The organism is Microbulbifer sp. VAAF005 (genome assembly GCF_030012985.1).
Lineage (GTDB): Bacteria > Pseudomonadota > Gammaproteobacteria > Pseudomonadales > Cellvibrionaceae > Microbulbifer.
In genome coordinates this window covers 4744961-4766846 of sequence record NZ_CP120233.1, presented here as the reverse complement: position 1 = coordinate 4766846, position 21886 = coordinate 4744961, and the positions used below count along the sequence as shown (strand labels likewise).

Here is a 21886-nt window from a genome sequence, read left to right as displayed (position 1 = left end):
CGCCCCCACTCCCCTTAACCTCATCTACCACCAAGAAAATAAAGTTCACCTTCAGGGAGTGTGCCTATATCTCTTGGTTACCTCACTGAATCAATACGAGTAATACATATGAGCTTAGAGTTTGTGTTGGCCTGGTTAGCAGTAATGTTCCCCCTAATTTTTAGCCCAGGCCCAGCCAATATCACTTTTGCTGCAGCTGGGGCTAGCTTGGGCATTCGCGGCTCCTTACCTTTGCTGGCGGGCATCGACATTGTGTTTCTAGTTAAGGCCTTATTAGTCGGCTTCGGATTTATGGGCTGGCTCATTCACTACCCTTTGGTAATGACCATCCTACAATGGACTGGCTCCATCTATTTAATTTACCTTGCTTACGTTTTCATACAACCCAGTAAAGCGCCTGGTGATACCACAATAAAATCAGTCAGTATTTGGCAGGGAATGTTTATTCAAAGCATGAACATTAAAGCTTGGATGATAGTAATTACCATGTTTTCCGTATTTGCACCAAAACAGGGGGAAGGTGCCGAGAGTAGTGTTATCACCTTAATTATTATGATTACTATACTTAACCTTATAACACACTTTTCATGGATCACTTTTGGCCGGACTTTATCAAAAGCACTTGCGAGTGATAAAAATAGAAGTTTACAAAATAAGTTTTTCGCGCTCAGCCTGCTTCTTGTTGCCGTGTGGTTGGCAGCTGATAATCCCGCCGCTATTAGCCTAACTGCAGGATAATTAGGGCGACTAACTCAAAGGTTTAATTTGTGAATTAGGCGACCACTGGTGGTACCCTGTACCAACAAGGAGAAAAGAACTACACCAAATACCATAGATTGAATTGTCCACCAATAGGGCAATTCAACCGGAAGAGAAAGCACCAAGGCGACCGCAATAACTCCTCGCAGCCCCCCCAACTCATCAACAACCGCCAGGATTTAGGTATTGAAGGGCCAACAAAGCGAGTTAAAGGTGACACTAAGAATACGGATAATGCTCTGGCTCCTAGAGCGGCCGCTGTAGCAATAATCATTGCCAGCCACTGATGGCTAAACATTTCAAAGGTAATTACCAACCCCATGATTACAAAAATAATGCCGGTAAAAAATAATCCCATCCACTCCCAAGTTGGGCCTGCATGAACCAAATAGGTATCATTTTGCTTACTTAAACACCCTCGAGCAACAATTGCACATACCATTACCGAAATAATACCTGATACATGAAAAATACTCTCTGCCAGATAAAAACTCCCAAACGCAGCGATCACTAAAGTCATAAGTGCCGCACTAGAGGAGCGTAAAAATAATATGATTAGAGTGGTTATCAGGCCACATATAAGCCCAATAGCAACCCCCCCAAAAAATACCATACAAAAATATAGCGTTACGGAAGTTACACCCAACGATGGAGCTTCGGCCGCCATCGAAGAATTTTCAACGAGACCATAAGTCGCCAAGCCCAACACTAAGGAATAGAGAACTACCGCTGCGGCGTCATTGAAGAGGCTCTCTCCATCCACCAAAGTTAAGAGATCCTCTCCCGCTTTTTCCTGGCGCAACTTATTAACTACAGAAACTGGATCTGTAGCCGCTAAAATAGCTCCCGTTAACATAGCCGCCACCCAGGGAAAACCCTCTGGATGGCCGATACCGTAATAAGTAATTGTTGCGATAAGAACGGCACAAATCACCAAACCTACCGTAGAAAATAACAGTACAGGACCAATCCAGCGCTTTAAAATTTTTGGCTCCAATTGCCATGCAGACTCAAAAATTAACACCGGCAAGATAACAAAAAAACCAACTCCCTGATACTGGTTGCGCGCAAACCTGTATCATAGTCAATTATGGGTAGCAATAAAGCTGCCAGCACTCCGGCAACAAGACAACCAAGCGTATTATCAATCCGCAATATTCTCGCGATACCCAAACCTATAACTGCAGCGACAGCAAGGTATAATCCTTGCCCTACAACAGTGACTACATCACTCACCGAGCCACTCCCTTTGCCAATATATCCAAGACTCAAATACAGCAACGCTCACGCTAAAATCCGACAACAAGCTCATCTGGAACTACCATCTACAATTAAATCATTTAAAGTGTTCCTGTAGCTCTCTAAGAAGCACTAAACAATCTATTGACTGGTTAATGAGACACAGCATTCAAAGACACATTTACTATTCGATAAGTCATACATGTCACTGCCAACATACAATGATCACCGTGCCAACATATAAACACACCATGCTAAATTTCAAAATATATTTTATACAGAACTTGTTTTGTACTAGTAGGGATCCACTATTCATACAAACTCCAAGCCTATCCAGTAAGGTTCAGTCGTTGCACTTTGGGGCCTAGCAACAAGCCGACTGCTTCAGTATAGGCATCCAAGATCATTCTCCTACGCTATGACTCATAAGTTTCTCATTCGCTCTTTAATAAAATCATTCCTAGCGTTTTTTCTGTCTATCAATCATTAAAGTCGCATAAGTAGCTACCATTGTCACCTATTCTTTCTAAGCAGCCATCGTCTACTCATAAGCCGATGACTGGAAAAATGTCCTGATATAACCATTTGCGATTAAATCTCTACTTCGTAATTCTATCCTTTATTACACCCAAAAACCTCCTAAGCCATTTATTATGGCATCCAAGTGTAATTATCCGACCTCTCCCCTTCTCGCAGAAAATATTGAGACCTGTCTACTGAATCAATGTTCATCGCCAAGCTGGTCACAATTATTACCAAACCACCAACTAGAGACCTCGCATAATCAGCCACTAAGCTAAAAAATAAAATCTGCTTATCAAAAACAAATACTCTAGCCCTTAGAAAAGAGATCATGTAACACCTCCATATATCGACCTATGAACGCAACATTGTTTTTTAAAGCAGTTCCTGCAGCCATTTTTCTATATCGAAGATTGTGTAAACAGACTCTACCTTTTAGCTAATGGGATCTTTTTAGCCAGGGCAGAAAGCACCTGGTACTGCAGATCTTCTGCATGGTCTAGAAAATTAGCTAGGCTTACATCCTTTCACAGCGAGGACAGTCATTCAGTATAGACAATATTATGAATTAGCATATTAACATCCCATACCCTCACAACTAAACCCGCCCCGAAAGAAACCTCATTGATAAAATTTCAACTTGAAACCCTTTGCAACTTTACGCCCATCTGAGTTTTGCAATTTATATCACCTCTTTAAGCTCAAGATTTAGCTTTTTATATAAAAGTTATTCGCACACAAAACAACAAAAGAATTAAATTTAAAATTACAGACACAAAAACCACAACAAGACAATAGCCGCCATCCCCTGACAAATTAGAGGGCTAGAAAAATCAACTTTTCCATCTTGCTCAATCTTGCACTTCAGAAACGGTACTATTTATTATTTTTTTATATTCATCGACATAAAGGCTCACATTTTTCTTACTCATTAAGGGCTCACAATACCCCAACACAAAAACTCCATGGCGATATGTTGTATAAGTAACAATCATTAATGGACTTATACCATTATGCTGGGTAACCATTCCCCTCTCCAGCTCAAAGTAACGCATATTTTCAGCCACAAACCTCATACTCCCCAAGTTTGACAGGCAAATTCCTGACAAAAAAGTATCATGCTTTGCTGTAATTTCATGAGCCACCTGAATAATTTCTTCTATATTATACCCAGCACTCAGATTTTTGGTCAGAGGCAACTTTCCAATCATCACTGAGTCAATTTGAGATTGTAAATATTTAGCGATCTTGATAACTCCCATCGAGGTACTCTCTAGCGGTACATTTAAACTAACCGTTTGGGAGAATGAGCCAACAGACTCAAATGGAATCGGCGGAGTACAAAGCTGCCTCGCATCCAAGGCAATAATTATTTCTGACAAGTTTTTTTCAGTTTCTAAAACTCGCGCTGCCAGTACTGCTACGGCACTATATAGTGCTGTTGGCTTTATAAGGTTATTCTTTGCAACCTTTATAATCCGGCCGACACTTTCCATTGGTACAGAGTAGGAGGTAGCACATGCTCTCCGCTCATGAACGCTTGCACTCTTTTCTGTTGCCCAAAAAATCCGGCTTTATTCTTGTGTTGAAATTCTTCCTCACTAGAAAACCCTGCACTTCCAAGCCTATCAGCAATACTCTCCAATAATGGGAGTGATGGAACTCCAATAGGTTTTTTATGGGAGCATAGATAATTATCAAGGTCCAAAAAAAGCGTCACTATGGCTCTTCCATCAAGTGCGGCATGGATACTAGCAATAACAATCCATTCTACATCTCCCATTTGATTGGTGTACAAGGTAAGACTGTAAACGCATTTTTCACTATCTAAACAACTCATCCCATGAAACATAAATGCTTCTTCAAACTTTATCGCCTCTTCTAGCGGAATGATTTGATTCGGAATGTCACAAAAATCAACATCGCACACCCATCGTAGTCGCTGCCCCCTAGCTACTCGGGCACGCAAAAACGGGTGGCGCGAATGCAAGTAGCTAAAGCCTTGGCGTACATCCTCTACACTTAATGGCTCACAAACCCTAATAAATGAAATAAGCTGCAATCCACCTCGTGACTGCCTGGTCAACTCAATATATAGCGCTTCTTGCGGCCCCAACTCTCTGGAGTAATGCTCTCGACTCATACTTCACATAAAAGCAAATGGCCTATTTACTCATCTTAGACAAAAACAGGGACCAAAAAACATTATCTAAGTGATGCTCCTATAAAAACTCGCCGAAAAGGGTTCACATATCAAATTAGTGGCTATTGCTAGCCCGCCAGAAAAAGGAGATTAGAAATAGAAAAAGCAATGTTGCTATATATCAACCAGTTATTCAGCCGATTACCAATAGGTACAAATGCCTCACAGATCCTAAAGGCAAACAATATCGAACCCGCATAGAGCTGATGACACAAACAACAAAAAACACTAAGCTCAACTTAAACTAATAAAATACTATTGGCACTCCGAAAATTCACCCCATCAACAATCTACTTTTAACGCCAATTGGTACTGATATAGCTACATTCCGACAGTTGGATTTCATACTGAAGCATAACAAGGAGAAGACCATGAAGGACAAGCTAAAAATACAAAAGGTTATAGATGAACTTTACAGCGGAATTTCTGGTCCTGCGGGATTTAAACGGGACTGGAAGAGGCAGGAATCATTATTTACTTCTGACGCAAAAATGATTCGTACATTTGTTGATAGCAATGGTATGCCTCAATCAACAATCCTAACCGTACAGGAATATCCCGAAAATTTTGAAAATCTGATTGCCGGCCGTCCGTTTTACGAGATAGAGATCCACAACATCATTGAGCGATTTGGGAATATTGCCCATGCCTTCAGCATCTATGAAGCCTGGTCCGATAAAGAAAGAACTCAGTTCATTAAAAGAGGAGTAAATAGTATTCAGCTCCTTAATGATGGCGAGTCATGGAAAGTAGTACACATGATTTGGGATGACGAAAGATCAGGTCTAACAATGGATTCAAAATACAATCCTGCAGCACTGCCTGAGTCCAGCTTATAAAAACAGGTAAACCCTGAGGGGCTCAGCCTCTCAGGGAACCGTATTCACACTATCCAGTTAAATCCACAAGGCCTTGCAATTCGTCAAAAGTACAGCGTAAACTGTACATTAATACAGTTATTGTTATCGCAATGTCAGATCACTCTCACAACAAATCAGCGCCATTGTATAGAGGCCGAGGAACTGCCAACAACCTCCCAGGGCGCTTTGCTAAGCAGTACAGCTCCAGTGAAAATGACGGCTGGCAAACGGAACCAGATGAGCCGGTGAGGTTAAAAACCTCCTCCATTGAAGAAAAATCGAAAACTATCATTTCAACCAATCAATCACCTGATATTCCGTTCTCTCAATCGATAAATCCCTACAGAGGCTGTGAACATGGCTGTATCTATTGCTACGCCCGTCCTGCCCACGCTTATATGGATTTGTCACCCGGCCTAGACTTTGAAACCAAGATTTTCTATAAGCCGAACGCAGCTGAACTGCTAGAGCGGGCTTTACGAAAGAAACACTACCAGTGCAGCCCCATCGCACTGGGAGCCAATACCGACCCCTATCAACCCTTGGAGCGGGAAAAGCAGATAACTCAAGGCCTCCTAAAAATCATGCTGGAATTTCGCCATCCGGTCACCATTATCACCAAAAGCCAACTAATCTTGCGGGACCTCCCTATTCTGGCTGAAATGGCACAAGACAACCTAGTACAAGTCGCTATCAGCGTAACCACACTAGATAACGGCCTTAAGCGCAAGCTTGAACCAAGGACCGCTGGCCCTGCAGCTCGTCTGCGAACAATTGAACAGCTGAGTTCAGCGGGTATTCCTACTGCGGTGCTCGCTGCACCTATGATCCCCGCTCTCAATGACTGCGAACTGGAATCGATTCTTTCAGCTGCGCGGAAATCAGGGGCTGTAAGAGCCGCATATATCCTATTGCGTCTCCCCCATGAAGTTGCCCCTCTATTTCGGGAATGGTTGGAGGTACACTACCCAGAAAGGGCAAAGCATGTCATGAGCTTGGTACAGCAAAGCCGTGCAGGTAAGGACTATCAAAGTGAGTTTTCCCAAAGGCGCATTGGCACAGGAATATTTGCTCAACTACTCCAAAGACGCTTTCAGGTAGCAGTTAAGAAGCTGGGCTTGGATCATCGGCGCCTAACCTTGGATTGCTCCCAGTTCAAGCCGCCACCTCGCACTAATGAGCAGCAGGATTTATTCTCTTGAATCTATGGGCTATGTAAAAAAGAAGGAAGAGCTGGGCGTGAATTGGTTTCTCTATCTTGTTCGAACGGCCAGAGGAACACTCTATACCGGTATAACCAATGATTTGGAGAGGCGCTTTGCTGAGCACTGTAGTGATGGCCCAAAAGCGGCAAAAGCACTACGAGGCAAGGGGCCCCTTACGCTCGTGTTCTCTGTAGAGCTACCCGATAAATCAACCGCCTTGAAAATGGAGATAGCCATTAAGAAGTGGCCAAAATCAAAAAAGGAAAAACTAATACTTGGCTCTCATTCTCTACCAGAAACTTAGCTTGCAGAGAAACCTTTATCACTTTGGTATTAACAGCCACGCCTCTTCTCTAGCAGGAACCTTTCCTTTTAGCCCCCCGACAACGTCTCTTACCGTCAAAACCTGCAAGTCATAATCTGCATCATAATATTCATAAATCAAATGACTGCCGACAGAAAATGGAGGGCCTGGCATCCGGGCTTGTTCATATTGAAAGGATATTAAAAGTTGCGGTGCGACCTGGGTAATATCCAGTAAATGCCTGACATATCGCTCGCGAATATCTGTAGGTAAGGCTACCAGAGCAGCTCGGTCATAAATGGCTGCAACCGGCCCCAACTCTTCCCTACTCAGTTCAAAAATATTACCAACGAAAATATCAATATTTAAACTGGAGTAACACTTCAGGCTGCCAACTTCTCTTATTTTGGGTGCCACTGACATTTCAATAAATAGTTGCCTGACTGCGTCTTCACTAAGTTCACAGCCTACAACTGAGATATTCTGCTGCAGTAACCAAGCGATATCTTTGGTCTTTCCGCATAGCGGCAAGAAAATACGACCACTTGAAGACAAATCGAGCCTGGGAAAGAACTCTATCAGCAATGAATTTCCGGAAGTCTCATGAAAACCAATATCATTTCTTTCCCACTTATCATGCCAAAAATCTTCTTTCACACCTACCTCCCCATAATTCAAGCTGAAAAAATCGAAAAAACGAGTTACATCAAAGAAGAATTATTCTGTAGTATTTCTGTTCAATACTAAATTCGGGCTCATAGGGCTCAGTAAAGGCCAAAGCTATAACGAACACCATTGCCGTTGACACCACTATACGCTTTAACACCGGATAATATCTCTACACAAACTTATTTAGCACCTGATCATCTTTTTCGCGCAATACTCACTGCAGAAAATTTAGTAATCAACAAGTCCCCACTGTACTTTCCTGACGAGGCCAAAAAATATCGATCAGCCCGGCAAATACTGCCCCAATAGATACGGTAGCGATTAATTGAAAGTAGGTATCCAGTGTGACATCCAACTGAGCGAGAAACGCAATAAGGATGCCAATGGTATAGCTGGGAATATTCCGAACACCTGTCACCAACCCCATAGCCCAAACGCTGATAATGGAAAAAATCAATGCAATTGGTCCAATCAATATACTTGGATCAATCTGCCATTTGTAAGCTGCCGCTTGTGCCCCTAGACCCAATCCAAGTCCGGTCACTACACAAGCGAGGTTATAGGCACCGGCCCGCAAATCACGACCTCTGGAGTAATAAGCAACAACTCCCAGTACCGCTACCCAAATTGGCATCCCTCCCAGGTAACCCACCAATGCCGCGACTATAAGAACCGCTAGAATTGGCGACTTCAGTAACCTGGGGGAAAAGTTCTCACTGCGGGTTAAACTACCGAGCCATTTCATGATTTTCACTCCTTCGTAGGCATCCTTGCCTAAAACGTAAAACCCGCCAATTCAGTAAAAGGGTTTTCTTGTGTCACTCCGTGGTATGGGAGTCATTTTCAAGGAGTTTTCACCCGAGGCGATAGAAGGCTTCTTCCACATTCTTGCCTAATCTTGCAATCAATAGAAAACCTCGTTGCAGGACAAGCAGGTGTGCGCTCAGAAGTAAATACAATGAGTTCGGCACTTAAATCGAGCAGATTCTCAAGACCTTGTATCAGACCTGTATACTGTGTGCGGGAGCCGCATTCTAGAGGATTCTTGGCGAAGTTTTGTCACACGCCATTACAAGCATTACCAAGGAATTTCTGCTCCGTCATAGTTAAAAAATCGACCTGTTTTTGCCAAATTTGCAGCTAAAAGCAGCCTTTTTATTCCAGCAACACTTTCCTCAGCAGAAATAAGGGCTCCCGGGCCTCCCATAGCCGTTTTCACCCATCCCGGGTGTAAAGTGAGAACTGTGATTCCTCTAGGCTCTAAATCAATAGATAGACTCTTAACTACCTGATTAACGGCAGCTTTAGATGTTCGATAAATATACCCGCCACCAGAGCGATTATCGGCGATACTACCCACCTTACTACTCATGACCGCGATCAATTTGTGCTCACTAGCCGCAACGTTTTCGCAGAATGTTTCAGCCATCATATAGGGGGCAATAGTGTTGGACTCTAAGACTCGCCGCCACTCTCCACGATCAACAGACCCAAACCCTACTCCTTTGGGTCCGTAGTAGCCCGCATTGTTAAGCAATATGTCAATTGGCTCCCCCTGGAATGCCTTGCCCAGCGAGATCATCTGCTCATAGTCGGTTACATCTAAGCGTATCAACTGTATTGAGGAGGGGTAGCGCTGCTGAAGTACCTCAAGTTCCACTGCCTTTTCAGGCTCCCGGCAACAAGCCAGAACCTTCCAGCCGATCTCGGCAAACTGAGCACACATTTCGAGCCCAATTCCACGGTTACAACCGGTTATTAAAATCGTGCCGGACATTGGCGCTCCTTAGGTGTTATTCTTGCAAGAAAGCGATCATAGCAACTGTATAGCAATGTATTACACTCTTAGCGACATACTGTGGCTCTCCCTGTTCTTTTTGGTTCTCTGGTATATCTGGGCCAGTATGGCAGCTAAGGAACATGTCCGGCGAGCAGCCTCTGAACATTGCCGACAGCTCGGTGTTCAACTGCTAGATGACACCGTGCTTTTGGTGCGTACTCGAATCAGAAAAGATAAGAGAGGGTTTTTCAGTCTTCACCGCAGCTATAAGTTTGAGTTTACTTCTACAGGCGAACATCGTTACTCAGGCACTGCAGTGCTACATGCAAATCGCATCGAACAATTACAGCTTGCCCCCCATCACGTGAGTTAGAGGTATCTATGCAACGCGGCCTATATCGCCACTACAAAGGAAATCTTTACGAGGTTTTACATACAGCAAAACACAGTGAAACTGAAGAGGTAATGGTTGTCTATCGCGCCCTTTATGGGAGCTATGGTGTCTGGGTGCGGCCACAAAGTATGTTTAAAGAATCGGTTTCTAAAAATGGTACTTGCGTGCCACGCTTTGAATTGATTCAGGCATTTGATATTGCCGCCTAGGTGGGACTGACATATCAACTATTTTTTGGAGGTGCTATCGCCCCTCCAACCCCCTCCTCTTCTTGACTCTTACTTAAACTAAGTTAAAACGCGCAATTATCACAACCTTTATCCAATATTAATTTTTCAATATTTTTCAAATAAGTAAGTGTATTAAATGCTACAAAATAGACCTGTAGATTACTGACATTAATTAACCAAATTACTTTCCATTTCAGATTTAAAGGAATTGCACGTCAGATATTTCTTTGCTTTCCCACTTCAAAATATGCCCTTTCGCACATTCCCTCCAGCCTAATCTAGATTTCATTATTGCGACATAAATCGGTCAAGTCCGTGCAATAATCGATTTGTAACTTGTCGGCATGCGAGGCTTACCGATGAATTTGAAGAGTTTTGATGTGTCCGCCGTACTGTATATGGTTGAGCGGGCATCCCGCCCCAGCTCACGCCGGCGCTATTTATGGCTATCCAAATCTGGGGATGGATGGGCGGCCGGGGCACTTTTTTTCACTTATGTATGGCTTAATTCAGCCATTCAACTACTGTACCTGGCATGTACAGCCGTCGCTCTAGAACGCAGCCTGTACTGGGGAATAAAAAATACAACTCGTCGCCTTAGGCCGCCTCAGGCAATTCCCGGTATGCGTCCGGTAATTGTGGCGCATGATCGATTCAGTTTGCCATCAGGCCATACCTCATGCGCCTTTTTATTCATAACCGCAATGTCTATACAGGTAAGTCCCATGTGGAGTTTTGGTTATATCTGGGCCACAGGGGTGGGAGCTGCCAGGGTTGGCTTAGGGGTTCATTTTCCCTCCGATATTTGTGCTGGTGCCATTTTGGGGACCAGCGTTAGCTTAATTGTGAGTGCCGCCTTTTTATGAAGATACTTTATGGCGTTCAATCCACGGGTAACGGACATATAAGTCGCTCCCGCGCGCTGGCCAAGCAATTCGAAAAGTATCCAAATCTCGAGGTCCAGTGGTTATTTTCAGGCCGTCCAAGAGAAAGCTTATTTGAGATGTCTTCTTTTGGAGACTATTGGTGGCGGGAGGGAATGACTTTTATCCACAGTCACGGCCGCTTGAATAGTTTCGCAACACTACGAAACATCAATGCAGTAAGATTCATCAAGGATACAAGAACACTGCCGGTTAATAATTTTGATTTAATTATCAGTGACTATGAACCTGTTACGGCCTGGGCAGCAAAATTTAAGAAAAAACGCAGCATCGGTATCGGCCATCAATACGCCTTTGAATTCCCGATCCCTGCACCTCGCAATAAGTGGGCATCCCGCACAGTACTAAAATCATTTGCCCCAACACAAGAGAGTATCGGTTTGCATTGGCACCACTTCGGCAACCCAATACTACCGCCAATCGTCCCTCAGAAACCTGAACTCTCCCAAGAATTGGGTGAACATATTCTAGTTTACTTGCCTTTCGAACAGCCTATTCCGATGCTGGACGAACTTTCCAGGCTGCCCTATCGGTTTATCGTCTACGGTATACCCCACAATTTACCTACCTCTAGTAATATTCAAGTTAAGGCCCCCTCAATTAATGGTTTTCAAAAGGATCTGGCAACCTCTAAAGCAGTAATCTGCAATAGCGGATTTGAATTATTGGCTGAAACCCTGGCTCTGGGAAAACCCATTCTCAGTAGGCCTCTCGCCAATCAATTTGAGCAGGAAGCCAATGCCAAAGCGCTCGATCAGCTCAAACTGGCCACAATCGTAAAACAGATAAATGCCTATACGATCGACAAGTGGCTAACCAACTGCCCCCCTCCACTTCGGATAGTATGGCCTGATGTAGCTCAAGCACTGGGCAACTGGATTGCTTCCGGGTGCCGACAAAGCTCAACTGAACTATCCTCCCAACTGTGGCGCAAGGTGGTTCCAAAGCCCGTTGCAGAAGCAGCACCAGTATTTCAAAGAATATCCGAGTAAAAGCACTCTAATAATCGCCAAGTCTATTCATAGAATCAGTCATTGCCCAGTGCACCCTCTCCACGTTTACATATACACTTGAATCGTAGTGTTCCAGCATAAAAATATTCAATGGAAAACTACCTGGAAATTAAACGGATTACCCAAAAAGAATAATGTAAGAGGTAAACATGGCCCATCAGCTGCTCAACGAGCGTGAAATCGATTTTTTGCTTTACGAATTTTTAGATACCGAGGCCCTAATCAATCGCCCTCGGTACAGTGAGCATTCCCGTGAAATTTTTGATGCAACACTGAATACTGCACATACCATTGCAGAAAAGTTTTTCGCTAATCACAACGCCAAAGGCGATGAGATTGAACCGAGCTTTGATGGTGAAAACGTCAGCGTTATCGAAGAAACCAAACAGTCCTGGGATGCTTTTGCCTCTGCAGGATTTCTTGCCGCTCACTGTGATGCTGAGGAAGGCGGGCTGCAATTGCCAGAAGTTATTCTGCGCACAGCACTCGCTTATATGGCTGCAGCAAACGTTGCCAGTGCTAGCTACCCATTCTTGACCATTGGCGCGGCCAATTTGGTGCGCACTTTCGCCAGCGAGTCGCTTAAAAAACAATTCCTTCCACAAATGTTGGACGGGCGTTTTGCCGGGACTATGGCACTAACTGAACCGGATCAGGGCTCCGCGCTGTCAGACATTCGCACTAGCGCCCTACCAGAAGAAGACGGCAGCTACCGCATTCACGGGCAGAAAATGTATATTTCTGGTGGCGATCAAAACCTCACTGAGAATATCGTTCACCTGGTTCTGGCAAAAATTAAAGGCGCACCCGCAGGTGTGAAGGGAATATCACTTTTTTTGGTTCCCAAATTCCTTCTGGACGAGCAGGAGAAACCGGTAAAACGCAATGATGTAAAACTCGCAGGCCTGCTACATAAAATGGGCTACCGTAATACCACATCAACGGTTTTGAGCTTTGGTGAGGATGGTGGCGCTGTAGGCTACCTGATCGGTGAACCCCATCAGGGCCTGAAGTATATGTTCCAGATGATGAATGAGGCTCGTATCAGTGTGGGAGCTGGCGCTTCTGTACTTGGATACCAGGGTTACACTTACTCCCTTGAGTACGCCAAGGGCCGCCCACAAGGGCGCATGCCCTCCAATCGAGATCCTGAATCCAAACAGGTCCCTATCGTCCAGCATACCGATGTTCGCCGTATGCTACTAATGCAAAAGGCCTATGCTGAAGGTGGCTTAAGCTTGAGTGTTTATGCCACTTCACTTTACGAGGATGAGCATACAGCCCCTACAGAAGAGCAGCGCAACAATGCTGCAACACTGCTCGATCTACTAACTCCCGTAGTAAAATCCTGGCCCTCCAAGTACTGCCTAAAAGCTAATGAATTGGCGATTCAGGTTTTGGGGGGAGCGGGTTATATTCGTGAATACCCGGTAGAGCAGTTGTATCGAGACAATCGCCTTAACGCAATTCACGAAGGTACAGAAGGCATCCATGCCCTGGATTTACTGGCCCGGAAAGTACCGTCAAAAAATCTTGCTGGCTACCAACTGTTACAGGCAGAGATCCGCAATACGATTATGCAGGCCAGGGATAAACCTAAGCTCGAATCTATGGCCAAAATGATGGAAGAAGCCCTGGAAAAGTTGGATGAGACAAGTTTTGCATTATTCTCCCAGCTTCAGGAAGATGTGGATCGCGGCCTGGGTAATGCCACCCTATACCTGGATTTATTTGGCTGTACCGTAGTCGCCTGGTTGTGGCTACAGCAGGCAGTTATCGCAGAAAAAGCACTGGAAAAGAATCCTAACAGTGAAGCTCAGGATTTTTACCTGGGCAAATTACACACTGCAAAATACTATTTTGAATGGGAGCTGCCAAAAACAGAGACAGCTATCGCACTGCTGAAATCAGGCAATAGCGTTCCTTTCGACATGCAGGAAAATTGGTTCTAGTTAAACGACTTGTCGAGCAAAACGGAAATTACAGTTGTACCGTAATTTCCGTACCTCCCTGAGGAAGGGGGGCTGCATTTATTTGCCCTTCATAGCTCTCAACAATATCCACTACCACGGCAAGTCCAATACCCTGCCCAGGTTGCTGTTCATCAGCGCGAACGCCCCGCTGGGTAACCGCTTGCCATTTCTCACTGTCCAGCCCTGGGCCATTGTCTTTAACCCGAATAGACAGTTTGCGAGTATCCTCCATATTCTCAACAGCAATCGATAATTTCCCGTCACCATATTTATAAGCGTTATCCAGCAAGTTACCCAGGACTTCCATCAGGTCACCTTCGTCACCATAAAACAAGGCGTTTTCAGCACAGGAACTTTCGACATCACACGGCTTACTGCGATACACCTTTTCAAGCGCATCCAGTATTTTATGAAGCAGTGGCGCGACCGGTGTCCCCCTTATAATGGATTTCGGCGAACTGGTTACTGCCCGCTGCAGTTGATAGCTGATAATACTGTCCATCCGCTGCACCTGATCCGTTAGCGTCTTGCCGGCAGTTGTTGAATCTCCAGAAAATTTGAGACCTTTCAATACCGCTAATGGCGTCTTCAGGCTGTGGGCCAGGTCAGCTAATGTATGCCGGGTTTTCTCTCTCTGGCGGCGCTCATTTTCAATCAACAGATTTAAGTTATCTGTCAGTGGGCGCAGCTCCCGAGGAAAATTACCCTCCAATCGATCAGCACCCCCACGCTGTATTTCCTGAAGCGCATTAGCCAGGGCTGTCAGCGGGGCAAACCCCCAGCGCAGAACCAACCACTGTGCAAGGATTAATAACAATGCTCCCAACCCCAACCAGTGCCACATGGTTGAGCGAAACTGCCCCACTTGAGCCTGTAGCGGGGCCGCATCCTCGAGCACTGCAAAGGTAAACAAATTTTCATCTTCCAGCCCCCAGGCAACCCCTTGGCGGAAACTGCTATAACTTCCCTCTTCTCCCGGAACCGATACCTGCGAATAGGACTCCTGCCCCTGGGAAAGCGGATAGAACTCCAGCTGCGGCATTGCCAGGGCTGACTCCGAACGCCAGATAATCTCACCCTCCCGATCAATAACAGCGCCCACCAAGCCGGAATCAGGCTGGTTGAAGCGTTGTTCGGGCAAACTCGGGGGCAGAATCAGGGTTTTACCTTCCGGCTCAGCAACCGCCAGCAGGGTGTAAATGTAAACCTGCAGCTCCCGCTGCTTGGCTTCATTCAGGGACGTGCGATAGGCGTGCTCGAGGACTCCAGAGATAAGAAGAATAAAGCCGACCAGCACAAGACTGGTAACCAGGGCCAGACGCCCCTTTAAGGAACCCAGAATATAGGAGAGCAGGGGGAAATTGATGGATCTCACTGCGGAATCACAAAGCGATAGCCGCGCCCGCGCAGAGTCTCGATAGGCTTAAGCTTGGCTGCCGCATCAATTTTTTTCCGCAGGCGTCCAATAAAAACCTCTATCACATTACTGTCCCGGTCACAGTCCTGTTCATAGATATGTTCTGTCAGGGTGGTTTTTGACACCACCTCATCCGGATGTAGCATCAGGTATTCAAGTACCTTGTACTCAAACGAAGTCAGGTCCAATTCAACTTCATCCACACTAACCCGTTGAGCACTGGTATCCAGAACGATAGGTCCGGCTTTAATCGTCGGCGATGAGAAACCTGCGGAACGGCGCACCAGGGCATTCAACCGTGCGAGCAGTTCTTCAGTATGGAAGGGTTTGACCAGGTAATCGTCCCCGCCAGCTTCCAGGCCGGAGACCCTTTCCTGCCAGTGTCCCCGAGCCGTTAAAATCAGGATAGGAAAATGCTTCTCTTCACGGCGCAGTGTTTCAATAACCTGGATACCATCAATTTTGGGTAAACCCAGGTCCATTACTGCAACGTCGTAGGGATATTCCCTTCCCAGATAAAGTGCCTCTTCTCCATCGGGGGCTTCGTCAACGGTGTACCCGGCCGTGCGCAGGGATTCTGCCAGCTGCTGCCGCAGTAATGCTTCATCTTCAACTAATAGTGCGCGCATAGTAATTACCTTATTGCGGCTCGCAATTATTCTGCTAGCGGGATATACGGCCGCTCTGTTTATCGACAAACACCACATAAACCTGGCTTTTGGCCGACAGTCCTTTCACCCGATACACGGCTCGCCCCTGTTTCTTGGTCTCAGAAATGGCGAGAATTTTTCCACCGAAGCGTTGTTTTACGATTGAAGCAGCCCGATCCCTTGAGATTTCTCCCCCTTGCACACGAAGAAAGTGGGGCTGGAAACTCTCCCGCTCATAAGCGGGGTAGCTGTGTACCGTGGCACTGCAGAGCGCCGGCAAAAACACAGCGGTAAAAGCAATAAAGCCAAGTAAGGTACGATTCAGTTTCACGGTGCGGCTCCTGTGGATATCCAATTTTCCACCCTTTATAAACTCCCTGCCGCCCTCAACCTGGCTCAAAGAGCCGGTGAGACGTCGACATGGACCCGGATTCTATCGCCCGGATGATGGTCAGTGCGGGTCAAGTAAACTTGCCCATTATACCGATAGCGGACATCGTATCCGACTAATTCCCTTCTTGCAGAGTATTCATCTACAACATGGCAACGGGACTCTGTTGCATAGTGGATTGGAGCATTGGCACGGCTGATCTGGTTACCTACCAGGGCGCCCACCAAAGCCCCTGCGATTGTGGCGCCGCCACGATTGTGACTGCGATGATAACCGTAGCGTCCACGGTGGCCGTGATCGCCTAAGTTATTGCCGATTGCAGCACCTATAAGTCCCCCCACTACAGTACCTGCCGGGGAAGTCGGCTCGCGATAGGCAACCTGTTCATCGCGACACTGAGTCGTCGGTGTAACAACCTGAACATCGGTGTAGACGGGAGTAACCTCGGTAACTCGCGCATAATCATAGCCACCCGCAGCATAGCCTCGGGGGCCCGCGCTGGCAGTAGAACTTAGACCCACCAGTGCCGCAACTGCCGCACCCGCGATTAGCTGTTTGTATAGTTGCACGATATCTCTCCCGCTAGTCATCAACGGGAGCCAGATTACTTAAGATGATCTGAATAGACGCTGAATTACACTGTCGTAGCAGCGAGGTAAAACGATAAGCCAGCCTCTCAGGATTGGAATTTGAATGGCAGGGCACTATTCAGGAGCCCCAGATGAACTATCAGTCTCCTCATCACCCTCTCGTCGGTCACTGGCCTCTCGATCACGCCTTGGCCGAGAATCCTGGTGCCTTCTCCCCCTTTCGTGCTCCCTTCTGGGCCTATCTCCTCTCGCCCGGTCGCCCCTTGGTCGGTCTTCTCTGTGCCGGTTTCCTCTAGGTCTATTCTCATCGGACCTATCCCTCCTCGGCCCATCTTCCCTGAGTCTATCCCCTTGCGCTCGCTCTCCCCGAGCCCTATCACCTCTGGGCCTCGGCAATTCACCCCTATCGCCCCTAGCTTCACGCCAGCGCTCACGCATTTGCTCTCTCTGTTCGGGGGACATCTGTCGATATCTCTCACGGGCCTCACGGATACTCTCACGCCTACCTTCCGGCAGGTCGCGGTACTGTCGATAAGATTCCCGCAGCTGATTACGACGTTCCTGGGGCAGAGACTGCCATTTTTCATAGCGCTGCCGAGCATTGTCACGCTGCTCAGGGCTCATTGAGTTCCATCGGCGGGCACCCCGCAACAACCTCTCCTGCTGGCTCTCAGACATATTGGGCCAGCGTTTTTCCATGCCCTGTAACAGCTTCCGATCACTTTCACTTAGGCTGCTCCACTCCACCGACCATGCCATACCAGCCCAAAGTAGCGAGGCTGCCATCAAACAAGTTGCGACCAGGGTTTTAGTCATGACTGTCCCCCAGCCATATATCTCTGCTTTTGGTATCTTCCTGGGTTTGCCTGCGGCCCTGAACCAACTCGGGCTCTTCTGGGATAACAACATCACCTTGTTGATCGACCCACTCTTCCAGGAATAGCAGGAATTCCTCCGGCAGAGGCTCAGCGTCCTCCGCCTCGGTAATACCTGGAAATATGAGCGCACACATAGATATGATGAATAAAACACTACGAAGAGTGTCCATCCAACTCCTCCGCCAACCACTGATAAAACTCCATATCCTCAATCATCTCGATATCCATATCTTCGTCCAGGAGCCAATCACCGCTCACTAATAGCTCTGTACGATTCTCATTGTTAGTCACAGAACTGGGCCACCATAGAGCAAGAAATAGCACTGCGGCAGAAGCCGCGGTAACTGGAAGGTAGGGATACAAAGTGCTGGGTAAAAAGTACCGTTTTTTATTATTTTGATCTTGCGCTGCGGAGCGGATTCTTCGTAACTCGGCCAGGGTTTCCGTATCGAGTGACTTCTCTCTACGTATAACAGCGGCACTGGCGGCTCCGAGTATACGCTTCTGGTTAGTCGATGAATTATTACCCAAATTACTCATTCCATCGCCTCCAAATAAACCCGCAGGCTGCGCAATGCTCGAGATAGGTGAGTTTTCACACTTCCCTCGCTACAAGTCATAGCCCCTGCTGTCTCACTGACATTAAAGCCTTCAACGCAGCGCAATAAAAAAGCCTGCTGTTGACGCAGAGGTAACTTTTCAATGGCGCGGTCAATGGCATCAATCGTACGTTCACCGATCAAGGCACTATCTGGGCTGCGGCCGTTGGGGTCGGGAAATTCACTCAAATCCCATTCATCGCCTTCGCTATTAATAGGAAGTTTATCTTTCAACAGCTGCCAACGGGACAGGTTTTTCTTGCGACGATGCCAATCGGTTATGCGGTTATTAAGAATGGTAAAAAATAATGGGCGCCACTCAGCACGGTCTCGGCAGCTATAGCTTTTGACGAGTGCAAGCATAGAGTCCTGAACTATATCCAGCGCATCATCACGGTCCCCTACAGCATATTTCGCCATAGTGAATGCCCGCTTTTCTACTGAAGCGAGAAACTGATCCATAAAAGCCGATTGAGGTCCCTTGACGAGGATGAAACCCTTCTACAGCGATTGAGGAGCTGCTAAATAATTCCGTGATACATCAGAATCTCAGGGCAACTAACAGCCAAGGCGCGGCTTTATAGGAATGTCTAGACCTTTTAAGCAGTCGCAGCATAGAGTATGAGTTGCTCTGAAAACCCCATGGGGCGGGCCTCAAAAACCGCAGCTACTGCGTTATTCTTGCAAAGGGCAAAGGCCATGCACAGTAAGCCGCGTCTAACATCTGCAGTCTTCAAGGCCCACAGAAATATTACGGAATTAGTCAGAAGCTCCTCAGTTCGCCACAACCCAATAGATAATGCCAGCTAAAACCGGTAATGATTAATCGTTATCGTTGTCACGGGATCTGCGGTGGTGCTTTTTTTCCGCTCGCCGCGCTCATTCTTACGATCATATCTATTATCTATTCGCTCACCCTTTTCATCGAGGCGCTCGTTAATTTTCTCACCTTTATTGTCCAGACGACTATCGATAAGATCACCTTTTTTATCCAAATGTGCAGCTAATTTATCTCTCCCATTAGCTGCCGCCCGCTCAGACCGCTGATCCAAGCGCTCGTTAATACGGTCACCCTTCTCATCCAGGCGATCTTCAATACGATCCCCCTTGCGGTCAAGTCGATTTTCAATATGGTCACCGTGATCGTGTCCATCGCCCCCACTGCTGCTTTCCGCCTGCAGTGCGAGTGGAAAACCAAGACTTAACGCCAGTACTGACAGCCCTATCAGTTTATTCATAAGTTGCTCCAGTTCCGTGAACAAAAAACTCAACAAGTTAACAGCACTGACTATAACGTCGATCACTGAAACCGGTTGACAGGGAACTGGTAAACGTCAGCAAATTCAAAAAGCACACATAACTGAAAGCCGGATACTCTCCCTTTAACTTACCCCTCTACAACTTCCGGGCCGGGCACTTCATCGCCAAGCCAGCGTTGTGTCAGGGTGCCAGCGGTCATAGCGCCGTTAACATTCAGCGCGGTTCGCGCCATATCAATCAGAGGTTCAACAGAAATTAGCAGTGCCGCGATAGTAACTGGCAACCCCATTGCCGGCAGTACCACCAAGGCTGCAAAGGTCGCCCCTCCACCAACGCCCGCTATACCGAAAGAACTGATCATTACAACCGCCACTAAAGTAGCAATCCATACCGGGTCCCATACATTGATCCCCATCGGCACTGCCACCATCACTGCCAGCATAGCCGGATAAATACCGGCGCAGCCGTTTTGCCCAATAGTCGCACCGAAAGATGCAGAGAAATTGGCAATTGCTGGAGACGTACGCAGCTGGTCCACCTGAGTCTCGACATTCAGGGGAATAGTTGCAGCACTGGAGCGGGAGCTAAAGGCAAAAACCAGCACCGGCCATACCTTGGTGAAATAGTGCAGCGGATTGATACCATTAAACAGTAGCAGCAGACCGTGCACCAGGAACATCAAACCAATAGCGGTAAAGGAAGCCAGCACAAAACTCAATAAGTTAAGAATATCCCCCATACTGGATTTAGCGATCAGGCCTGTAACCAAAGCCATCACGCCGTAAGGGGTAAAAGCCATCACTAGTCGCACCAGCTTCATAACCCAGACTTGAGCCACATGAACGAAGCGTTCAATCGCTGCGCCCTCTTCGGGAAATTCACGGCGCACCGCCAAGGCTGCCAGCCCTAAAAGCACCGCGAATATAACCACCGCTATAACAGAAGTAGAGCGAGCTCCGGTCAGGTCCAGAAAAATATTGCGCGGCACAAAAGAGGTAATAATCTCAGGAATGGAAAGGTCTGTGACCTTGCCAATGCGCGCATTCAGCACTTCCACTCGCGCAGCTTCCCTGGAACCCTCAACCAATCCCGCAGCCGACAAACCAAATAACTCGGCCATAGCCACGCCAATTAGAGCGGCCACCGCCGTTGTTCCTAATAGCACCCCCAGGACTGAAATACTGATTTTGCCCAGCGCCTGGGTATGGCTGACTTTAACTACCGCCACTAATATGGAAGTCAGCACCAGGGGCATCACGAGTAAATACAATAGATTTACGTAACTGTCCCCTATCATCTCTACCCAAGGTATTACCTCTGCGGGCGCAGCCCCCCATCCGCGAGACAGTTGCAGGGTGCCTCCAAAGATAACCCCAAGAATAAGGCCTGCCAGCACTGCTGGTGCGAGGGAGTCACGGCCTCGCTGCCAGCGAAAAAGTCCGTATAGAAAAACAATAAATAGAAGCAGAAAAGCAAATGAACTGATATGCATAAGGTCTGGGTCCCACCCGGAACGAAAGGGGAAAGTGGCGGCATGCTATCAGCGATCCGTCACAAGCCTATAGATGTGTTAGTTATAGTTTTATAAAGTTTGGGAGCTTCTAAGAACCCACTGATACCCCGCCGACTTTTACCAGCATTAGTACTTACTATAAATTGAGAGCCGTAATAAAGTCGTCTCTATCCTGCGGCCCAACCAATGTTTTTTGCCAGCGTCCATCGGTACCAATAATGAACGTAGAAGGCAGCACCTCCGGCTTCTCCTGCCCCCAGCGCCCTTGCGGTTCGGCCACTAGGACGGGAAAAGTAATGCCCAACTTTTCCACCTGTTTTTGTATTTCCGCAACCGGTAAATTGTCGAAGTTCACCCCGACAACAACGACATTGTCGTTACCCTTGGCCAGTTGATTTAGGACCGGGATCTCCTCTCGACAGGGCTTACACCACTCTGCCCAGTAGTTAACCAGCAAAACTTTGCCCGATACATCCAACCCTCCCCCATCAAT

The 21886-nt window shown here is 46.8% G+C and carries 26 protein-coding genes; 9 read left to right on the top strand and 17 right to left on the bottom strand.

The genetic code is table 11. The features are described from left to right. The first annotated feature begins 108 nt into the window (after nucleotides 1-108). A complete protein-coding gene (locus P0078_RS21405) occupies nucleotides 109-738 on the top strand; it encodes a LysE family translocator (protein ID WP_282931912.1) in 630 nt (209 codons plus the stop codon). Between the two features lie 79 nt (nucleotides 739-817). On the opposite strand, the gene P0078_RS21400 is transcribed toward P0078_RS21405, so the two are convergent. The 3 genes from P0078_RS21400 to P0078_RS21390 all read right to left on the bottom strand — a co-directional run bounded on the left by P0078_RS21400 (nucleotide 818) and on the right by P0078_RS21390 (nucleotide 4663). Further along, nucleotides 818-1783: a cation:proton antiporter gene (locus tag P0078_RS21400; RefSeq protein ID WP_282934659.1), complete on the bottom strand. Its 966-nt coding sequence runs from the start codon at nucleotides 1781-1783 to the stop codon at nucleotides 818-820. A 1588-nt stretch (nucleotides 1784-3371) separates the two neighbouring features. Beyond that, nucleotides 3372-4016 (bottom strand): hypothetical protein, encoded by a 645-nt coding sequence (locus P0078_RS21395; protein WP_282931911.1) that lies wholly within the window; start codon nucleotides 4014-4016, stop codon nucleotides 3372-3374. After that, on the bottom strand, nucleotides 3992-4663 hold the full coding sequence (locus tag P0078_RS21390) for a hypothetical protein (RefSeq protein ID WP_282931910.1): 672 nt from the start codon (nucleotides 4661-4663) through the stop codon (nucleotides 3992-3994). The genes P0078_RS21395 and P0078_RS21390 overlap by 25 nt, the downstream gene beginning before the upstream one ends. Nucleotides 4664-5094: 431 nt before the next feature. Between P0078_RS21390 and P0078_RS21385 the strand changes: the two genes are divergently transcribed. From P0078_RS21385 to P0078_RS21375, 3 genes are all read left to right on the top strand, one after another. Next, the gene (locus P0078_RS21385; protein ID WP_282931909.1) at nucleotides 5095-5562 is read left to right on the top strand and encodes a hypothetical protein; all 468 of its coding nucleotides are present in this window, start codon (nucleotides 5095-5097) and stop codon (nucleotides 5560-5562) included. Nucleotides 5563-5693: 131 nt separating this feature from the next. Beyond that, nucleotides 5694-6785 carry a PA0069 family radical SAM protein gene (locus P0078_RS21380; protein WP_282931908.1) on the top strand — a complete coding sequence of 364 codons (1092 nt, stop codon included), beginning with the start codon at nucleotides 5694-5696 and terminating at the stop codon, nucleotides 6783-6785. After that, the gene (locus tag P0078_RS21375; protein ID WP_282931907.1) at nucleotides 6760-7092 is read left to right on the top strand and encodes a GIY-YIG nuclease family protein; all 333 of its coding nucleotides are present in this window, start codon (nucleotides 6760-6762) and stop codon (nucleotides 7090-7092) included. Before P0078_RS21380 ends, P0078_RS21375 begins: the two co-directional genes overlap by 26 nt. A gap of 18 nt (nucleotides 7093-7110) precedes the next feature. On the opposite strand, the gene tmpT is transcribed toward P0078_RS21375, so the two are convergent. The 3 genes from tmpT to P0078_RS21360 all read right to left on the bottom strand — a co-directional run bounded on the left by tmpT (nucleotide 7111) and on the right by P0078_RS21360 (nucleotide 9538). Next, the gene (gene tmpT / locus P0078_RS21370) at nucleotides 7111-7749 is read right to left on the bottom strand and encodes a thiopurine S-methyltransferase (protein WP_282931906.1); all 639 of its coding nucleotides are present in this window, start codon (nucleotides 7747-7749) and stop codon (nucleotides 7111-7113) included. Between the two features lie 247 nt (nucleotides 7750-7996). Next, nucleotides 7997-8506: a DUF1097 domain-containing protein gene (locus tag P0078_RS21365; RefSeq protein WP_282931905.1), complete on the bottom strand. Its 510-nt coding sequence runs from the start codon at nucleotides 8504-8506 to the stop codon at nucleotides 7997-7999. 333 nt (nucleotides 8507-8839) lie between these two features. Beyond that, a complete protein-coding gene (locus tag P0078_RS21360) occupies nucleotides 8840-9538 on the bottom strand; it encodes an SDR family oxidoreductase (RefSeq protein WP_282931904.1) in 699 nt (232 codons plus the stop codon). Nucleotides 9539-9551: 13 nt separating this feature from the next. Between P0078_RS21360 and P0078_RS21355 the strand changes: the two genes are divergently transcribed. The 5 genes from P0078_RS21355 (at nucleotide 9552) to P0078_RS21335 (ending at nucleotide 14074) form a co-directional block, all read left to right on the top strand. Further along, a complete protein-coding gene (locus P0078_RS21355; protein ID WP_444894505.1) occupies nucleotides 9552-9914 on the top strand; it encodes a DUF3301 domain-containing protein in 363 nt (120 codons plus the stop codon). A gap of 8 nt (nucleotides 9915-9922) precedes the next feature. Further along, nucleotides 9923-10144 (top strand): DUF1653 domain-containing protein, encoded by a 222-nt coding sequence (locus tag P0078_RS21350; protein ID WP_282931902.1) that lies wholly within the window; start codon nucleotides 9923-9925, stop codon nucleotides 10142-10144. 380 nt (nucleotides 10145-10524) lie between these two features. After that, the gene (locus P0078_RS21345) at nucleotides 10525-11031 is read left to right on the top strand and encodes a phosphatase PAP2 family protein (protein WP_282931901.1); all 507 of its coding nucleotides are present in this window, start codon (nucleotides 10525-10527) and stop codon (nucleotides 11029-11031) included. After that, nucleotides 11028-12101 carry an MJ1255/VC2487 family glycosyltransferase gene (locus tag P0078_RS21340; RefSeq protein WP_282931900.1) on the top strand — a complete coding sequence of 358 codons (1074 nt, stop codon included), beginning with the start codon at nucleotides 11028-11030 and terminating at the stop codon, nucleotides 12099-12101. The genes P0078_RS21345 and P0078_RS21340 overlap by 4 nt, the downstream gene beginning before the upstream one ends. Before the next feature lie 170 nt (nucleotides 12102-12271). After that, the gene (locus tag P0078_RS21335) at nucleotides 12272-14074 is read left to right on the top strand and encodes an acyl-CoA dehydrogenase (protein ID WP_282931899.1); all 1803 of its coding nucleotides are present in this window, start codon (nucleotides 12272-12274) and stop codon (nucleotides 14072-14074) included. A gap of 28 nt (nucleotides 14075-14102) precedes the next feature. Here P0078_RS21335 and P0078_RS21330 read toward each other — a convergent pair whose 3' ends face one another. The 11 genes from P0078_RS21330 to P0078_RS21280 form a co-directional block, all read right to left on the bottom strand. After that, a complete protein-coding gene (locus tag P0078_RS21330) occupies nucleotides 14103-15470 on the bottom strand; it encodes an ATP-binding protein (protein ID WP_282931898.1) in 1368 nt (455 codons plus the stop codon). Next, nucleotides 15467-16141 carry a response regulator transcription factor gene (locus tag P0078_RS21325; RefSeq protein WP_282931897.1) on the bottom strand — a complete coding sequence of 225 codons (675 nt, stop codon included), beginning with the start codon at nucleotides 16139-16141 and terminating at the stop codon, nucleotides 15467-15469. The genes P0078_RS21330 and P0078_RS21325 overlap by 4 nt, the downstream gene beginning before the upstream one ends. Nucleotides 16142-16175: 34 nt before the next feature. Next, nucleotides 16176-16493 carry a PepSY domain-containing protein gene (locus P0078_RS21320; protein WP_282931896.1) on the bottom strand — a complete coding sequence of 106 codons (318 nt, stop codon included), beginning with the start codon at nucleotides 16491-16493 and terminating at the stop codon, nucleotides 16176-16178. A 65-nt stretch (nucleotides 16494-16558) separates the two neighbouring features. Then, nucleotides 16559-17122, bottom strand: coding sequence for a glycine zipper 2TM domain-containing protein (locus tag P0078_RS21315; RefSeq protein ID WP_282931895.1), 564 nt, complete (start codon nucleotides 17120-17122; stop codon nucleotides 16559-16561). 135 nt (nucleotides 17123-17257) lie between these two features. After that, nucleotides 17258-17959, bottom strand: a complete 702-nt coding sequence (locus P0078_RS21310; protein ID WP_282931894.1) for a DUF3106 domain-containing protein — start codon at nucleotides 17957-17959, stop codon at nucleotides 17258-17260. Further along, nucleotides 17952-18191, bottom strand: a complete 240-nt coding sequence (locus tag P0078_RS21305; protein WP_282931893.1) for a hypothetical protein — start codon at nucleotides 18189-18191, stop codon at nucleotides 17952-17954. The genes P0078_RS21310 and P0078_RS21305 overlap by 8 nt, the downstream gene beginning before the upstream one ends. Next, complete coding sequence (locus P0078_RS21300; RefSeq protein ID WP_282931892.1) at nucleotides 18175-18561, bottom strand: hypothetical protein; 387 nt, start codon at nucleotides 18559-18561, stop codon at nucleotides 18175-18177. Before P0078_RS21300 ends, P0078_RS21305 begins: the two co-directional genes overlap by 17 nt. Then, the gene (locus tag P0078_RS21295) at nucleotides 18558-19082 is read right to left on the bottom strand and encodes an RNA polymerase sigma factor (RefSeq protein WP_282931891.1); all 525 of its coding nucleotides are present in this window, start codon (nucleotides 19080-19082) and stop codon (nucleotides 18558-18560) included. The genes P0078_RS21300 and P0078_RS21295 overlap by 4 nt, the downstream gene beginning before the upstream one ends. Before the next feature lie 344 nt (nucleotides 19083-19426). Further along, nucleotides 19427-19858 carry a hypothetical protein gene (locus tag P0078_RS21290; protein ID WP_282931890.1) on the bottom strand — a complete coding sequence of 144 codons (432 nt, stop codon included), beginning with the start codon at nucleotides 19856-19858 and terminating at the stop codon, nucleotides 19427-19429. A gap of 149 nt (nucleotides 19859-20007) precedes the next feature. After that, on the bottom strand, nucleotides 20008-21372 hold the full coding sequence (locus P0078_RS21285; RefSeq protein ID WP_282931889.1) for an L-cystine transporter: 1365 nt from the start codon (nucleotides 21370-21372) through the stop codon (nucleotides 20008-20010). Nucleotides 21373-21529: 157 nt separating this feature from the next. Then, nucleotides 21530-21871: a TlpA family protein disulfide reductase gene (locus P0078_RS21280; RefSeq protein WP_282931888.1), complete on the bottom strand. Its 342-nt coding sequence runs from the start codon at nucleotides 21869-21871 to the stop codon at nucleotides 21530-21532. Between the last annotated feature and the right edge of the window lie 15 nt (nucleotides 21872-21886).

What these genes read in the sequence shown, in the direction of transcription:
- P0078_RS21405 (WP_282931912.1), top strand. Translation starts at nt 109, where the DNA reads ATGAGCTTAGAGTTTGTGTTGGCCTGGTTAGCAGTAATGTTCCCCCTA.
- P0078_RS21395 (WP_282931911.1), bottom strand. Translation starts at nt 4,016, where the DNA reads ATGGAAAGTGTCGGCCGGATTATAAAGGTTGCAAAGAATAACCTTATA.
- P0078_RS21390 (WP_282931910.1), bottom strand. Translation starts at nt 4,663, where the DNA reads ATGAGTCGAGAGCATTACTCCAGAGAGTTGGGGCCGCAAGAAGCGCTA.
- P0078_RS21385 (WP_282931909.1), top strand. Translation starts at nt 5,095, where the DNA reads ATGAAGGACAAGCTAAAAATACAAAAGGTTATAGATGAACTTTACAGC.
- P0078_RS21380 (WP_282931908.1), top strand. Translation starts at nt 5,694, where the DNA reads ATGTCAGATCACTCTCACAACAAATCAGCGCCATTGTATAGAGGCCGA.
- P0078_RS21375 (WP_282931907.1), top strand. Translation starts at nt 6,760, where the DNA reads ATGAGCAGCAGGATTTATTCTCTTGAATCTATGGGCTATGTAAAAAAG.
- P0078_RS21365 (WP_282931905.1), bottom strand. Translation starts at nt 8,506, where the DNA reads ATGAAATGGCTCGGTAGTTTAACCCGCAGTGAGAACTTTTCCCCCAGG.
- P0078_RS21360 (WP_282931904.1), bottom strand. Translation starts at nt 9,538, where the DNA reads ATGTCCGGCACGATTTTAATAACCGGTTGTAACCGTGGAATTGGGCTC.
- P0078_RS21350 (WP_282931902.1), top strand. Translation starts at nt 9,923, where the DNA reads ATGCAACGCGGCCTATATCGCCACTACAAAGGAAATCTTTACGAGGTT.
- P0078_RS21345 (WP_282931901.1), top strand. Translation starts at nt 10,525, where the DNA reads ATGAATTTGAAGAGTTTTGATGTGTCCGCCGTACTGTATATGGTTGAG.
- P0078_RS21340 (WP_282931900.1), top strand. Translation starts at nt 11,028, where the DNA reads ATGAAGATACTTTATGGCGTTCAATCCACGGGTAACGGACATATAAGT.
- P0078_RS21335 (WP_282931899.1), top strand. Translation starts at nt 12,272, where the DNA reads ATGGCCCATCAGCTGCTCAACGAGCGTGAAATCGATTTTTTGCTTTAC.
- P0078_RS21325 (WP_282931897.1), bottom strand. Translation starts at nt 16,141, where the DNA reads ATGCGCGCACTATTAGTTGAAGATGAAGCATTACTGCGGCAGCAGCTG.
- P0078_RS21310 (WP_282931894.1), bottom strand. Translation starts at nt 17,959, where the DNA reads ATGACTAAAACCCTGGTCGCAACTTGTTTGATGGCAGCCTCGCTACTT.
- P0078_RS21305 (WP_282931893.1), bottom strand. Translation starts at nt 18,191, where the DNA reads ATGGACACTCTTCGTAGTGTTTTATTCATCATATCTATGTGTGCGCTC.
- P0078_RS21300 (WP_282931892.1), bottom strand. Translation starts at nt 18,561, where the DNA reads ATGAGTAATTTGGGTAATAATTCATCGACTAACCAGAAGCGTATACTC.
- P0078_RS21295 (WP_282931891.1), bottom strand. Translation starts at nt 19,082, where the DNA reads ATGGATCAGTTTCTCGCTTCAGTAGAAAAGCGGGCATTCACTATGGCG.
- P0078_RS21290 (WP_282931890.1), bottom strand. Translation starts at nt 19,858, where the DNA reads ATGAATAAACTGATAGGGCTGTCAGTACTGGCGTTAAGTCTTGGTTTT.
- P0078_RS21285 (WP_282931889.1), bottom strand. Translation starts at nt 21,372, where the DNA reads ATGCATATCAGTTCATTTGCTTTTCTGCTTCTATTTATTGTTTTTCTA.